Below are 14680 nucleotides of genomic sequence, written 5' to 3' on the forward strand. Positions count from 1 at the left end.
CCCGCGGCACCCGCGGCACCCGCGGCACCCGCGACACCCACACCATCCGCGACAGAGGAGGAACCACAGGTGAGCATCACCAGCGAGCAGCCCGCCGTAACCGACGCCGACCGTCCGACGACGTCGTCAAGGCCGTCCCCGTCGTCAACGGCGTCCCGTCTGCCGATCACCCCGCTCGGCCCGCGCTTCGGCGCGGAGATCCACGGCATCGACCTCGGCCGGCTGGACGACGACCAGGTCACCGCGATCAGGGCGGCCCTCGTGGAGCACAAGGTGCTCTTCGTCCGGGGCCAGGACATCGACGACGCGGCGCAGATCGAGTTCGGCCGCCGCCTGGGCGAGGTCACCACCGGGCACCCGATCCACGACTCCGGCGACGTGGCCCCCGAGGTGTACGCCGTCGACAGCCAGGACAACGGCTTCGCGGACGTCTGGCACACGGACGTGACGTTCGTACGGCGCCCGCCGGCGATCTCCGTACTGCGCGCGGTGCTGCTGCCGCCCAACGGCGGCGACACGACATGGGCCGACAGCCAGCTCGCCTACGAGTCGCTGTCGCCGGGGCTGCGGGCGTGGGCCGACTCGCTGACGGCGGTGCACGACGGCACCCGCGAGTTCGGGTACTACCTGGCCCAGCGCAGGAAGGGCCGCGGGAACGTGTGGGAGGGAGAGGAGTACACCGAGCTGAAGCCGGTGGAGCACCCCGTGGTGCGGGTGCACCCCGAGAGCGGGCGCAAGGGGCTCTTCGTCAACCCGGGCTTCACCTCGCACGTCCTCGGAGTGTCGGACCACGAGAGCCGGGGGCTGCTCGACATCCTCTACGCCCACCTCACCAAGCCCGAGCACCTCGTACGCCACCGGTGGAGCGCCGGTGACGTGGCCCTGTGGGACAACCGCAGCACCGCGCACTACGCCAACCGCGACTACGGCGACCAGCACCGCGTCATGCACCGCATCACGTTGAGCGGGGACACGCCGGTCGGCCCCGTGGGAGGAGCAGGAACCGGAGCAGGAACCGGAGCCGGAGCAGGAGCAGGAGCCGGAGCCGGAGCCGTGGGCTGACGGGCGGCACCAGGAAGTCCGCTCCGGCCCGCGCCGCCCGCGCCAAACCCGCCCCACCCCCCGCCCCCGGGCCTCGGACCCCGGGGGCGGGGCTGATCGCGCCGATCACATCTGCTTATCATCAGGTGTAGACATCACATGTAGACATCGGCTGTAGGCATCGGTCCGCCCCTGTCGGGCGCACGCATCACACGGTGCCTCAGGGCCCGGGCGCGAGGAGCACGATGGAGTCGGCACGGTCGCGGGCACTGGTGCCCTGCCTGGCGTTCATATGCCTGGTCACCGCCGTGATCGGCAGCCTCGGGGCACCGCTCATCCCGTCCATCGCCTCGATGGACCACGTGTCCGTGACCGACGCGCAGTGGTCGCTGACGATCACCCAACTGGTGGCGGCGGTGGCCACGCCCGTGATGGGGCGGCTCGGTGACGGGCCGCACCGCAGGACCGTCGTCGTCGGCACCCTCGCGCTGGTCGTCGTCGGCTGCGTGCTGGCGGCGCTCCCCCTGGGCTTCGCCGCGCTGCTCGTCGGCCGCGCCCTCCAGGGCATCGGTCTCGGGCTCACGCCGCTGACCATCGCCGTGGCCAGGGACGTACTGCCCGCCGCCCGCGCCGTTCCGGTGATCGCCCTGCTGTCGATCACCGCCGTGACGGGGGTGGGCCTGGGCTATCCGCTCACCGGTCTGATCGCGCAGGGCGGCGGCGTCCGCGCGGCGTACTGGTTCGGCGTGGCCGTCAGCGTGCTCGGCCTGGCCGCCGCCGCGTGGGTCGTCCCGGCCGCGCGGCATCGCGCCCGCGTCCGGCTGGACGGGGTCGGCGCGGTGCTGCTGGCCGTGGCCACCGCGTCGCTGCTGGTCGCGATCAGCGAGGGCGAGAGCTGGGGCTGGGCCTCGGCGCGCGTGGACGGCATGATCGCCGCGTCCGTCCTGCTCTTCGCGGGCTGGGTGTGGTGGGAGCTGCGTACGGATCATCCGCTGGTCACACTGCGGCTGGTACGTGACCGGGCGGTGCTGACCGCGAGCGTCGCGGCGGTGCTCGCGGGCGTCGGCATGTACCTGCTGCTGTCCACCGTCACCAGGCTGGTGCAGACGCCCGCCACCACGGGGTACGGGCTGGGCCGGACGGTGGTCGTGGCCGGTCTCGCCCTGACGCCGTTCTCCCTGGGCAGCTTCCTGGCCAACAGGCTCACCCCGGTACTGGTCCGCCGGATCTCGCCCCAGCGGGTCCTGCCGATGAGCTGCCTGGTGCTGCTCGCCGCGATGGCCCTGTTCACCGCGTGGCGCGGGAACATGGCGCAGATCATGGCGGTCATGTTCGTCGCGGGCCTCGGCGTCGGGGTCATCTTCGCGGTCGTGCCGGGCTTCCTCGTCCGCGCGGTGCCCGCGCACGAGACGGGCAGCGCCATGAGCTTCAACCAGGTGCTGCGCTACATCGGTTACGCGGTCGGCAGCGCGCTGAGCGCGGCCGTGCTCGAAGCGCACACCGCGGAAGGCGCGGCGTTCCCCACGTCCGGTGGGTACAGTGCGGTGGGGCTGCTGAGCTGCGGCGTCTGGCTCGCCGCCGCCGTGGTGGCGGTGGCCGTGCCGTGGCGCCGACGCGGTTCGTCGGCACGGCCCGGCCCGTCGGCACGGCCCGCGGTGGCGGCCCAGGCGCGCCCCCGGGTGCGGGCGCGGCCCGGCGAACACGACGACCTCCACGAACTGGACGGAACGGCCGCGGAATGAGTGGAACGACACCGGCCGACGAACGGCCCGCCGGGGCGGCCCAGCACCGGCGCGACGCGGCGGGCAGCCGCGATCGCCTGCTGAAGGCCGCGGGCGAGCTGTTCGCCGAGCACGGGTACGACCGCACCACCGCGCGGGCCATCGGCAGCCGCGCCGGGGTCGATCCGGCGATGATCGCCCGCTACTTCGGCGGCAAGGCCCAGCTCTACATCGCCACGCTGCGCACCAACGACGGCCCGGACGACATCGTCGACCTCCTCGACCCCGACCGTCTGGCGACCATCCTCGACCGCACCCGGCGCCACGGCCCCAACCCCGTCTACCAGGTCGCCGTCCGCCCCCACGAGGACCCGGCCGGTCAGCAGGCCACCCGCGCGGAGCTGCACCGCCGTGTCGTGGACCCCCTCCACCGGCGCCTGCTCGCCGAGGGCACCCCCGACCCCGCCCTGCGCGCCGAACTCATCGCCGCCGCCTTCATCGGCGTCGTCCTGGCCCGCGGCTCCGGCGCCTTCACCCGCCTCCCCGCCCTCCCCGACGCCGAGCTCCGCACCCTCCTCCTCCAGATGCTGACCCCCCAAGCCCCGAGCCCGGACCCCGACTCCGCCCCGGACCCGAGCCCGAACCCCGACTCCGGCCCGGACCCGGCCCCTGACCCCAACTCCGCCCGCTAGGTCAATACAGCTAGGGGAGGGCCGGGAGGGCGAAGAGGCGGGCGGCGTTGTCGTGGCAGACGGCGCGGAGCCAGGCGGCGCCGAGGCCGGTGGATTCCAGGGCGTGGAGGGCGTGGGCGTAGGGATAGGGGATGTTGGGGAAGTCCGTGCCGAGCAGGACGCGGTCGGCGAGGGCGGACAGGCGGGGCAGGGCCGCGGGCGGGAAAGGGGCGGCGGACTCGCTGAAGTCGGTGAAGGCCATGGTGGTGTCGAGCAGGACCCGCTCGTGCCGCTCGGCGAGGCCGAGGAAGTCCTCGTACTCCGGCATTCCCAGGTGGGCGACGACGAGCCGCAGCCGCGGGTGCCTGGCGAGCAGGGCGGCGACGGGGGCGGGGCCGGTGAAGGGGCCGGGGACCGGGCCGGAGCCGCAGTGGGTGACGACGGGAACGCCGGTGTCGGCGAGCAGGCCCCAGACGTCGTCGAGCAGCGGGTCGTTGGGGTCGTAGCCGCCGACCTGGAGGTGGCACTTGAAGACGCGCGCACCCTGGGCGAGGGCGCGGCGTACGTCGTCGGGGGCGCTGGGCTCGGCGAAGAACGTCGCGGTGTGCAGGCAGTCCGGGGTGCGGGCGGCGAAGTCGGCGGCCCAGTCGTTCAGCCAGCGCGCCATGCCGGGCTTGTGCGGATAGAGCATCGAGGTGAAGGCCCGGACGCCGAAGCCGCGCAGGGTCTCGACACGCCGCCGCTCCTCCTCGCGGTACGCGATCGGCCAGGCGCGGCCGACGAGCGGACCGGCCGCGTCGAAGTACGCCCACACCTTGGCCATGACGCGCTCGGGCATGAAGTGGGTGTGCACGTCGATGAGGGCGTCGAGGCCCAGGGCCTGGCGGAACGCGGCGACCTCGGCCTGTTCGCCGCGCCGGGGCGGCTCCTCGGGAGGGGACACGCCGCCACCTTATCCAGCGCGTCAGGACCGGCCGGGCCCCGTCGGTGCGGGGCGGCACAGGACCCCCTTGGTCCGAATGAGTGGCGTTTATGTGTATATCCGCGAATCCGGGGTGCGGCTCCCACGATTCCGTGCCGTCTTCCTCATGATCGGAGAAGTCAGATTTCCGCACCAAGGAATCGAGAGGTCATGAACGTCTTCAAGAACGTCACCGCCTTCTGGAGCGCCTTCGTCGGCGTGCTCCTCAAGCTCGTCGCCGGGCTCGGCTTCGCCACTCCGGCCCGCACCGCCCGCGTCCACACCGCCGCCGACCAGGCCGCCGCCGTCCCGGCCGCCACCGTCCCGGCCGCCACCGTCCCGGCCGCAGCCGTCGCCGCGGCGAACGGTACGGGCGCCACGCCGACACCCACCAGGACACCGTCCTGCGCCGCACTGCTGCCGGCCCCGCGCCCCAGCAGCCGCTCGCTGCCGCCCACGATGAAGCAGCGCATCAGGGCCGAGGCGCACGGCTCCTCCCCCTCCGCCCGCAGCATCTCCCCGGACACCGGCGAGGCCCTGCCGTACCCCGCCAGTCCGGCCCTCGCGGACCACGCCCTGACCAGCACCGCGGACGAAGCGGTGCTCGTCCGCTGAGCCGGACCGCGTACGTAGATCCCGTAGGTGGTCCCCGCACGGAGATCCCGCAGGAACTTCCGGGACGCAGTCCCCGCACGAACTCCCCTTCTGTACAAGCTTCTTGTACGACCAGCACCGCACCAACCCCACAGATTTCTGCGCCCCACAAGCGCAGCGCTCACCCTCGTCGCACCAGCAGCCGCACCAGCAGCCGCGCCGGCGGCCGCACCAGCCAGTCGTACCGTCAGCCGTATCCGCTGCCAGTCCGTCAGCCCGTACCCCTGCCGTGATCGCGTGACCCGCGCCCCTGTGACGCCCCCGGGAGCGATGGGATCAAGCCGGAATCGCGGCCGAAACGGGCTCGGCTGAGCGGGTATCCGCACCTTTGTGCGGGCGGGGCAAGGATGCGCAAGGATGGGCCCGTGACCTCAGCCAATGAGCCCAGCGGGCAGCATCGATCAGCGGACGTGTCGTCCGCCGCCTCCTACACCGCCCCTCCGCCGCGGCTGATCGCCACCGACCTGGACGGCACGCTGCTGCGCGACGACAAGACGGTGTCCCCGCGTACGGTCGCGGCGCTCGCCGACGCCGAGGCCGCGGGCATCGAGGTCTTCTTCGTCACCGGGCGCCCCGCACGCTGGATGGACACCGTCGCGGCCCACCTCGCGGGGCACGGCATGGCCATCCTGGCCAACGGCGCCTCCGTCTGGGACCTGCACAAAGGCGAGTTGATCGAGGCGTTCCCGCTGCCGGAGGACGACGCCCTCGCCGTCGCGCACGCGCTGCGCGCCGCCGTGCCCGGCACGACCTTCGCCGTCGAACGCGCCGACACCTTCTACCGCGAGCCGGACTACCCCCGCGTCATCGAGCCGGACTTCGGCCCCACGGCCCCGATCGAGGAACTGCTCGCCGTGCGCGACCCGCGCCAGCCGCTGCTGAAGCTGCTCGCCAAGCACCCGTCCATCGACCCGGACGAATTCCTCGCCATCGGGCTGAGCGTGGCGGGGCAGCACGGCGAGATCACCCGGTCCAGCGACAGCGCGCTGCTGGAGATCAGCGGCGCGGGCGTCAGCAAGGCCACGACGCTGGCGCGATGTTGCGCCGAGCGCGGGGTGTCCGCCGCCGAGGTCGTCGCCTTCGGCGACATGCCGAACGACCTCGCGATGCTCGGATGGGCCGGTACGTCGTACGCCGTCGCGAACGCCCATCCCCGCGTCCTGGCCACGACCACGCACCGCACCGAGTCCAACAACGACGACGGGGTCGCCCGCGTCATCGAGCGGATCATCGCCGCCCGGCACGGCGACGGAACCGCCTAGCCCGTACGGGGACGGCCAGTCGCACCGCACCGCCCGGTCAGTCCGTACGCAGCGGCGCCTCCCACCGCACCGTCGTGCCCGCACCCTCGGGGCCCGGCCCGAACTGGCTCGATCCGCCCAGCGATTGGGCGCGGCGGGAGAGATTGCGCAGGCCGCTGCGGCGGCCGGCCGGGGGGATGCCGACGCCGTCGTCGGTGGCGGTCAGGCGGACCGCGTCGCCGCCGCCGGGAAGGGTGGCGGTGGCGTCGAGGGTGATGTCGATGCGCGAGGCGCGGGCGTGCCGGAAGGCGTTGGAGAGGACTTCGCGCAGCGCCGCGACGAGGTTCTTGGCGGTGGGCTCGCCCACCAGCGCGTCGACCGGTCCGATGAAACGTACGGACGGCTGGAAGCCGAGCGGGACGGCGGCGGTGCCGACCTCGCGCAGGACGCGGGCGCGCAGTCCTGAGGGGGCGTCGTCGGGCGCCTGCTGGAGGGCGTAGACGGCGGTGCGCACCTCCTGGATGGTGGCGTCGAGTTCGTCGACGGCGTGGCCGATGCCCTCGCGCACCTCGGGCGTGCGGGCCCTGCGCCCCGCGCCCTCCAGCATCATGCCGGTGGCGAAGAGCCGCTGGATGACGAGGTCGTGCAGGTCGCGGGCGATACGGTCGCGGTCCTTGTAGACGGCGAGGCGTTCGCGGTCGCGCTGCACGTCGGCCAGGACGAGGGCGAGCGCGGCCTGGGCGGCGAATTGGGTGGCCAGTACGCGTTCGGCCTCGGTGAACGGACGGCCGCCGGGCTCGCGCGGCAGCGCGAGGATGCCGATGACACGGTCGTTGCTCCGCAACGGGAGCATCATGGTCGGCCCGAAGCGTTCCGCCAGCCGCGTGGTGGTGCGCGGGTCGGAGGCGGCGTCCGCCACGAAGACGGCCTCGCCGTTGAGGAGTTGGGCCGCGATCGGATTCTGCGGCGGGATGACGGTGCCGACCATGCCGGCCGGCTCGGCGGCGGAGGCCGCGACGACCTCGAGGCCGCCGTCCCCGGCCCCGTTCTCGTCGAGGCTCGGCAGCATGACCAGCGCGGCGGCGGACTCGGCGAGCTTGCGGGCCCACACCGCGACGACGTCGAGCGCGTCGCTGGTGCCGTCCCCGGTGAGCAGGGCCGTGGTGACGGCGGCGGCGCCGCTGATCCAGTGCTCGCGCTGCCGGGTGGCCTCGTACTGCCGGGCGTTGCCGATCGCGATCCCGGCCTCCATGGCGAGGATGCGCAGCATGGCGGTGTCCTCGTCGGTGAACTGCCGGCCGCCGCGCTTCTCGGTGAGGTAGAGATTGCCGAAGATCTCGGTGTGGACGCGGATCGGGACGCCCAGGAAGCTGCTCATCGGCGGGTGGCCGGGCGGCAGGCCCACCGCGCGGGCGTCGTCCGACAGGTGGGCCAGCCGCAGCGGCACCGGGTGCCGGATCAGCTCGCCGAGCAGCCCGGTGTGGCCGTCGGGCAGCGCGCCCATCCGCTCGGCGTCGGCCTCGTTGATCCCGTACGTGATGAAGTCCGCGAGTCCCGAGCCGTCCGCGTCGAGGACGCCGAGCGCGGCGTAACGCGCCCCGGCCAGCTCGGCCGCCGTCTCCACGATGCGGCGCAGCGTGGTGTGCAGCTCGATGCCGGTGCCGACCGAGACGACCGCTTCCAGCAGTTCCGGCAGCCGGACGGTGATCTGGGAGGCGATGCCCTGGAAGCTGAGGGTGGTCGGCTCGGGGGTCTCCCCGTCGCCCGGAGCGTCTCCGGAAGAGGTCGGTCCCGCGGGGGGTGCCGCGCCGTAGGCCGGGGCGTATGCCGGGGCGTCCTCGTCGTTCGGGGCCGCCCCGGCCGTCTCCTGGCGCGCTTCCGCGGGCGTCCCGCCGGGCGTCTCGCTGTCTGAGGCCATGAGCCGAGGTTATTTGGTGGCGTATGTCCGGGAAAGTCAGGCGGTGCCCGTGCCCACGAGCGAACGCGGTCCCGAGGCGGCGGCCGTGGCCCCCGCCAGAGCCGTGTCCGCGAGCCGTTCCCGCTCCAGGGTGCGGCGGAACGGCCCCTCGGCCGCCGCCAGTTCCTCGTAGCCGCCGCGCTGCACGACCCGTCCCCGCTCCAGCACCACGATCTCGTCGACCGCGCCGCCCGCGAGACCGGCCAGCCGGTGGGTGATCAGCAGCGTCGTACGGCCGCGCGTGGCGGCCAGCAGATCGGCGGTCAGGGCGTCGGCGGTGGCCAGGTCGAGGTGTTCCGCGGGCTCGTCCAGGACGAGGACGGGGAAACGGGCGAGCAGCGCGCGGGCCAGGGCCAGGCGCTGGCGCATGCCGCCGGACAGCCGGGCGCCGTGTTCGCCGACGAGGGTGTCCAGGTCGATGTCCAGCCGGGCGGCGGCCAGCGCCTCCCGGAGTTCGCCGTCGTCCGCGCCGGGGCGGGCGAGCCGCAGATTCTCCCGGACGGTGCTGTCGAAGACGTGCGCGTCCTGGGCGCACAGGCCGACGAGGCGGCGTACGTCGTCGCCGTCCAGGCCCGCCGCGTCCTGCCCCGCCAGCGTGTACGTGCCCGACTCGGTGTCCAGGAACCGCAGCAGTACGTGCGCGAGGGTCGTCTTGCCCGCGCCCGAGGCGCCGACGACCGCGATCCTGCGGCCCTCGGTGAGGGTGAGGCCGACGCCGTCCAGCGCCGGTGCGTCCTGGCCCGGGTGGCGGGCCGTCACCTCCCGTACGACCAGCGGGAACGGTGACGCGGGCGGGGTCGCGGGCCGCTCCGGCTCGCGTACGGGCAGCGGCGCGTCCAGCACCTCGCTCACCCGCGCCGCCGAGCGCCGGCTCCGCTGCCGCTGCTGGGCCGCGAGCGGCATCCCGGCGACGGCCTCGAAGGCGGCCAGCGGCGTCAGCACCAGCACGGCCAGCGCGACGCCCTGGAGGTGGTGGCCGCTGACGGCCCGGACGCCGACGTACGCGCACGCCGTCACCGTCACCCCGCTGACCAGCGCGGTCAGTCCGGCGCCGAGCGCGGTCGCGGCGGCCGAACGGGCCGCGATCCGGGTGAGCGTACGGTCGGCGCGCGCGGCGTCGGCGCGGCGGCGCGGGAGGGCGCCCGCCACGGTCAGTTCGGCGGTGCCGGTGAACAGGCCGAGGACGCGGGCGGACAGTTCGCCCCTGGCGGGCGCGAGGCGCGCCTCGGTGCGGCGGGCGACGGCGGCCGACAGCGCGGGGACGGCCACGCCCGCGGCGAGCAGCCCGCAGGCCAGGATCAGCCCGGCGGCGGGCAGCAGCCAGCCGGTGAAGGCCGCGGTCGCCACGGACACGAGGCCGCCGGTCAGCGCGGGCAGCAGCCACCGCAGGTAGTGGTCCTGGACGGCGTCCACGTCCGCGACCAGGCGCGAGAGCAGGTCACCGCGGCGCGTCCCGCCGAGTCCCGCGGGCGCCAGCCGCTCCAGCCGCCGGAACACCGCCACCCGCACCCCGGCCAGCGCCCGGAACACCGCGTCGTGCGCCACCAGGCGCTCGCCGTAACGGAACACGGCCCGCCCGATCCCGAACGCCCGCGTCGCCGTCACGGCCACCATCAGATACAGCACCGGCGGCTGCTGCGACGCCCGGCTGATCAGCCACCCCGACGTCGCCATGAGCCCCACGGCCGACAGCAACGCCGCCGCCCCCAGCCCGACGGCCCCCACGAACCGCCCCCGCGCCCCGCCACCACGAACGCGAAGCGCCTCCGGCCCGGACCGCCCCACCACCCCCACAGCCGCCCGCCCCACCCGCCAGAGAACCCCGCCATCCGCCGTCGCGGCCGCACGAGCCGCCGCCACGACAGGCGTGGGCTCGGACGGGGTGACGTCCCCCGCGGAGACCACCGTGCCGCCAGGCACCCGGCCCGTCGCCGCAGACGCCCCGTCCCCCGCCGCGGTCGGGTCGCCGTCGACGGCGGAGATGCGGGGCGGGCGGAGGGGGAGGACTTTCGTGGCGAGGGGGAGGAGGGCGGGGCGGTGGGCGATGAGGAGGACGGTGCGGGTGGCGGTGAGGCGGTGGAGGGTCGTGACGATCTCGGCCTCGGTGGCGCCGTCGAGGTTGGCGGTGGGCTCGTCGAGGAGAAGCAGGGGGCGGTCGGCGAGGAAGGCGCGGGCCAGGGCGATGCGCTGGCGCTGACCCGCGGAGAGGTTCGTGCCGTCCTCGGTGAGGACGGTGGCGGGGGAGACGAAGGAGAGCGCGTCGGCGTCGGCGAGCGCGGTACGTACGGCGGCGTCGTCGGCGTCGGGCCGGGCGAGCCGTACGTTGTCGGCGACAGTCCCGGCGAACAGGTGCGGGTGCTGGGGGACCCAGGCGATCCAGCGGTGCCAGTCGGCCGGGTCGATCGCGGCGAGGTCGGTGTCGCCGACCAGAATCCGCCCCTCGGCGGCGGGAACGAAGCCGAGCAGCGCGTTGAGCAGGGTCGTCTTCCCGGCCCCGCTGGGCCCGGTGACGGCCACCGTCTCACCCGGCGCGAGGGTGAACGTCGTCGCGGCCAGCGACCCGCCCTCCCGTACGACCAGCCCCTCGACCGTGATCGCGGCACCCCGCGGATCCGGCGCGGCGGCCCGCCCCCGTACCGCACCCGCCCCGGTCCGCGGCGAGGTCTCCAGCACCTCGAAGACCTGCTCCGCCGCCGCCAGCCCCTCGGCCGCCGCGTGGTACTGCGCGCCCACCTGCCGCAGCGGCAGATACGCCTCGGGCGCGAGGATCAGCACCAGCAGGCCCGTCCGCAGGGACAGCTCGCCGTGGACGAGCCGCATGCCGATCCCGACCGCGACCAGCGCGACGGAAATGGTGGCGAGCAGTTCGAGGACGAAGGAGGACAGGAACGCGATCCGCAGCGTCTTGAGCGTGGCCCGCCGGTACTCGCCGGTGATGGCGCGGATGTTGTCGGCCTGCGCCTTGGCCCGGCCGAAGACCTTGAGCGTGGGCAGCCCCGCGACGACGTCGAGGAAGTGCCCGGACAGCCGGGCCAGCAGCTTCCACTGCCGGTCCATCCGCTCGCGGGTCGCCCAGCCGACCAGCACCATGAACAGCGGGATCAGCGGCAGCGTCACCGCGATGGTGGCGGCCGAGATCCAGTCGGCGGTGACGATCCGGGCCAGTACGACCGCGGGCACGACCACCGCGAGGCCGAGCTGCGGCAGATACCGCGAGAAGTAGTCGTCCAGCGCGTCGATCCCGCGGGTGGCGAGCGTGGTCAGCTCACCGCTGCGCCGCCCGGTCAGCCAGCCGGGGCCCAGCGCGGTGGCCCGCTCCAGCAGCTGCCCGCGCAGCTGCGACTTCACCGCCGCCCCCGCCCGGTGCGCGCACAGCTCGGTGAGCCAGCCGACCAGCGCCCGCCCGACGGCGACCGCCACCAGCCACGCGAGCGTCCCGCGCAGCTCCCCGACACCCTCCCCGTCCCGGAACCCGCCGACCACCACATCGGCGATCAGCACCGCCTGGGCGATGATCAGCCCCGCCCCGGCCAGCCCGAGCAGCACCGCCCCGGCGAGGAAGACCCGGGTCGTACGCGCGTACCGCAGCAGTCGCGGATCGACAGGTTTCACGTGGAACATCTCCCTTCGGTCAGTGACCGGCTGTCAGTGATCGGCCCTCAGTGATCGGCCCTCAGTGATCGGTCGCGTCAGTGACCGGTCGCCGCGCCCGCGATGTGCTGGGTGCCGATGCGCTTGCGGAAGACCCAGTACGTCCAGCCCTGGTAGAGCAGGACGAGGGGCGTGGCGATGCCCGCGCACCACGTCATGATCCGCAGCGTGTACGGCGTGGAGGAGGCGTTGGTGACGGTCAGGCTCCAGGCGTCGTTCAGCGAGGACGGCATGACGTCGGGGAAGAGCGTCAGGAAGAACATGGCGATGGTCGCCGCGACCGTGACGCCGGACAGCGCGAACGACCAGCCCTCGCGTCCCGCGAGATTGGCGCCGAGGGCCCCGACCAGGGCGACGACCGCGACGATCAGCGCGGGCAGGCTGCGGCCGTCGCCGTGCGCTGCCTGGGTCCAGGTCAGGAAGGCCAGCGCGAGGAGCGCGGTGAGCACGCCGACGCGGGTGGCCAGCGCGCGGGCCCGGTCGCGGATGTCGCCGAGGGTCTTGAGCGAGGCGAAGACGGCGCCGTGGAAGGTGAACAGGCTCAGGGTGACGAGTCCGCCGAGGATCGAGTACCCGTTGAGCAGGTCCCAGAAGTTGCCGACGTACTCCTTGTTCGCGTCGATCTTCACGCCCCGCACGATGTTCGCGAAGGCGACGCCCCAGAGCAGCGCCGGGACCAGGGAGGTCCAGAAGATCGCGTTCTCCCAGTTGCGCTGCCAGCGCTCGTCGTCGCGCTTGGCTCGGTACTCGAAGGCGACGCCGCGCACGATCAGGCAGACCAGGATGATCAGCAGCGGCAGGTAGAAGCCGGAGAAGAGGGTGGCGTACCAGTCGGGGAAGGCCGCGAAGGTCGCGCCGCCCGCCGTGAGCAGCCACACCTCGTTGCCGTCCCAGACCGGGCCGATGGTGTTGATCAGGACCCGCTTCTCGGTACGGTCGCGGGCCAGCAGCTTGGTCAGGACGCCGATCCCGAAGTCGAAGCCCTCAAGGAAGAAGTAGCCGGTCCACAGGACCGCGATGAGGACGAACCAGACGTCGTGCAGATGCACGTCGCACTCCTCTCAGTCAGTACGGAACAGTCGGTACGGATCAGTCGGTACGGAACAGTCGGTACGGACGCTCAGTACGAGAAGGCCATCGGGCGGTCGGCGTCCGCGCCGTCGTCGTCGCCGCCGATCCGGGTGGGGGAGCGGCGGTCGTCGTCGGTGAGCTCCGGCGGCCCCGCCTTGGCGTACTTCAGGAGCAGCCGCACCTCGACGACGGCGAGAGCCGCGTAGAGGAGGGTGAAGACGATCAGGGAGGTGAAGACCTCGCCGGTGGAGACCGTGGGGGAGACCGCGTCGCGGGTGCGCAGCACGCCGTAGACCACCCAGGGCTGGCGGCCGGTCTCGGTGAAGATCCAGCCCCAGGAGTTGGCGATCAGCGGGAAGGCCATGGTCCACAGGGCGATCCACCAGTACCAGCGCGTGAGCCGGGGGCCGATCTGCCCGTTCCTGGTGAGCATCAGGTGCGGGACCTCGTCGTCGCCCGTGCGGTGCGCGGGCGCGAGCCAGAACTTGCGGCGGGTGAGCCACAGGCCGGCCGCGCCGACGCCGATCGAGACGACGCCGAAGCCGATCATCCAGCGGAAGCCCCAGTAGGCGACGGGGATGTTGGGCCGGTAGTCGCCGGGGCCGTACTTCGCCTGCTCTTCCTTGTTGACGTCGTTGATGCCGCCCACGTAGGCGTTGAAGTTGTCGGTGGCCAGGAAGGACAGCAGGTTCGGAATGTCTATGGCCACCTTGTTGTGGCCCTTGTTGACGTCGCCGACCGCGAAGATCGAGAAGGGCGCGCCCTTCTGGCCGTCCCACAGCGCCTCGGCGGCGGCCATCTTCATCGGCTGCTGCTTGAACATGACCTTGCCGAGGGTGTCGCCGCTGATCGCGGTGAGCGCGCCCGCCACGACGGCGACGACCAGGGCGAGGCGCAGCGAGGAGCGCATCACGGAGATGTGCTGCTTACGGGCCAGGTGGTAGGCGGCGATCCCGATCATGAACGCGGCGCCGGTGAGGAAGGCGGCGGACATGGTGTGGAAGAACTGCGCCAGCGCGGTGTCCTGGGTGAGCACCGCCCAGAAGTCGGTGAGTTCCGCGCGCTTGGTCGTCGGGTTGTAGCGGTAGCCGACCGGGTGCTGCATCCAGGAGTTGGCGGCCAGGATGAAGTACGCGGACAGGATCGTCCCGATCGAGACCATCCAGATGCAGGCGAGGTGGATCTTCTTCGGCAGCTTGTCCCAGCCGAAGATCCACAGGCCGATGAAGGTGGACTCGAAGAAGAAGGCGATCAGTGCCTCGAAGGCGAGCGGGGCGCCGAAGATGTCGCCGACGAAGCGCGAGTAGTCCGACCAGTTCATGCCGAACTGGAACTCCTGGACGATGCCCGTCACCACGCCCATGGCGATGTTGATCAGGAAGAGCTTGCCCCAGAACTTGGTGGCCCTCAGGTACTTCTCGTCGCCGCTGCGCACCCACGCGGTCTGGAGTCCGGCCGTGAGCGCGGACAGCGAGATCGTCAGCGGCACGAAGAGGAAGTGGTAGACGGTCGTGATGCCGAACTGCCATCGGGCGACGTCCAGTGGACCCATTGCGAGTTGCACGATCCGTCTCCTTTTCTCCTACAACCCGATCAGCTTGTGAACGTGAATACATTCACAAGCTCAGTATTACGCACAGCAGTTCGCCCCCTGCAACCGGGGGGTCGCAAGGGGCGAAAGCGCAGGTGGGAGTGGGTTTCGGGGGATCGTG

At 73.0% G+C, this 14680-nt stretch carries 10 protein-coding genes; 5 read left to right on the top strand and 5 right to left on the bottom strand.

The window, feature by feature from the left end:
* Positions 1 to 159 precede the first annotated feature (159 nt).
* The 3 genes from ACIP4Z_RS05960 (at position 160) to ACIP4Z_RS05970 (ending at position 3454) form a co-directional block, all read left to right on the top strand.
* Complete coding sequence (locus ACIP4Z_RS05960) at positions 160 to 1062, top strand: TauD/TfdA dioxygenase family protein (RefSeq protein ID WP_401306002.1); 903 nt, start codon at positions 160 to 162, stop codon at positions 1060 to 1062.
* 224 nt (positions 1063 to 1286) lie between these two features.
* Positions 1287 to 2783 carry an MFS transporter gene (locus ACIP4Z_RS05965; protein WP_401305395.1) on the top strand — a complete coding sequence of 499 codons (1497 nt, stop codon included), beginning with the start codon at positions 1287 to 1289 and terminating at the stop codon, positions 2781 to 2783.
* Complete coding sequence (locus tag ACIP4Z_RS05970; RefSeq protein WP_401305397.1) at positions 2780 to 3454, top strand: TetR family transcriptional regulator; 675 nt, start codon at positions 2780 to 2782, stop codon at positions 3452 to 3454. The genes ACIP4Z_RS05965 and ACIP4Z_RS05970 overlap by 4 nt, the downstream gene beginning before the upstream one ends.
* Before the next feature lie 10 nt (positions 3455 to 3464).
* On the opposite strand, the gene ACIP4Z_RS05975 is transcribed toward ACIP4Z_RS05970, so the two are convergent.
* Positions 3465 to 4376, bottom strand: coding sequence for an amidohydrolase family protein (locus tag ACIP4Z_RS05975; RefSeq protein WP_401305399.1), 912 nt, complete (start codon positions 4374 to 4376; stop codon positions 3465 to 3467).
* 189 nt (positions 4377 to 4565) lie between these two features.
* Here ACIP4Z_RS05975 and ACIP4Z_RS05980 point away from each other — a divergent pair, with 189 nt between their 5' ends.
* Complete coding sequence (locus ACIP4Z_RS05980) at positions 4566 to 5009, top strand: DUF6344 domain-containing protein (RefSeq protein ID WP_401305401.1); 444 nt, start codon at positions 4566 to 4568, stop codon at positions 5007 to 5009.
* 386 nt (positions 5010 to 5395) lie between these two features.
* On the top strand, positions 5396 to 6310 hold the full coding sequence (locus ACIP4Z_RS05985) for an HAD family hydrolase (RefSeq protein ID WP_401305403.1): 915 nt from the start codon (positions 5396 to 5398) through the stop codon (positions 6308 to 6310).
* Between the two features lie 37 nt (positions 6311 to 6347).
* On the opposite strand, the gene ACIP4Z_RS05990 is transcribed toward ACIP4Z_RS05985, so the two are convergent.
* The 4 genes from ACIP4Z_RS05990 to ACIP4Z_RS06005 form a co-directional block, all read right to left on the bottom strand.
* Positions 6348 to 8207, bottom strand: coding sequence for a GAF domain-containing protein (locus ACIP4Z_RS05990; RefSeq protein WP_401305405.1), 1860 nt, complete (start codon positions 8205 to 8207; stop codon positions 6348 to 6350).
* A 36-nt stretch (positions 8208 to 8243) separates the two neighbouring features.
* Positions 8244 to 11858 carry a thiol reductant ABC exporter subunit CydD gene (gene cydD / locus ACIP4Z_RS05995; protein WP_401305407.1) on the bottom strand — a complete coding sequence of 1205 codons (3615 nt, stop codon included), beginning with the start codon at positions 11856 to 11858 and terminating at the stop codon, positions 8244 to 8246.
* Positions 11859 to 11935: 77 nt separating this feature from the next.
* On the bottom strand, positions 11936 to 12946 hold the full coding sequence (gene cydB, locus ACIP4Z_RS06000; RefSeq protein ID WP_355336621.1) for a cytochrome d ubiquinol oxidase subunit II: 1011 nt from the start codon (positions 12944 to 12946) through the stop codon (positions 11936 to 11938).
* Between the two features lie 71 nt (positions 12947 to 13017).
* Positions 13018 to 14520, bottom strand: coding sequence for a cytochrome ubiquinol oxidase subunit I (locus ACIP4Z_RS06005; protein ID WP_401306004.1), 1503 nt, complete (start codon positions 14518 to 14520; stop codon positions 13018 to 13020).
* Positions 14521 to 14680 lie beyond the last annotated feature (160 nt).

This window comes from Streptomyces sp. NPDC088910 (assembly GCF_044749865.1).
Taxonomy (GTDB): Bacteria; Actinomycetota; Actinomycetes; order Streptomycetales; family Streptomycetaceae; genus Actinacidiphila.

Excerpts from the sequence above, each read along its gene's own strand:
- ACIP4Z_RS05980 (WP_401305401.1), top strand. The coding sequence starts at position 4,566 with ATGAACGTCTTCAAGAACGTCACCGCCTTCTGGAGCGCCTTCGTCGGC.
- ACIP4Z_RS05970 (WP_401305397.1), top strand. The coding sequence starts at position 2,780 with ATGAGTGGAACGACACCGGCCGACGAACGGCCCGCCGGGGCGGCCCAG.
- ACIP4Z_RS05965 (WP_401305395.1), top strand. The coding sequence starts at position 1,287 with ATGGAGTCGGCACGGTCGCGGGCACTGGTGCCCTGCCTGGCGTTCATA.
- ACIP4Z_RS05985 (WP_401305403.1), top strand. The coding sequence starts at position 5,396 with ATGCGCAAGGATGGGCCCGTGACCTCAGCCAATGAGCCCAGCGGGCAG.
- ACIP4Z_RS05990 (WP_401305405.1), bottom strand. The coding sequence starts at position 8,207 with ATGGCCTCAGACAGCGAGACGCCCGGCGGGACGCCCGCGGAAGCGCGC.
- ACIP4Z_RS06005 (WP_401306004.1), bottom strand. The coding sequence starts at position 14,520 with ATGGGTCCACTGGACGTCGCCCGATGGCAGTTCGGCATCACGACCGTC.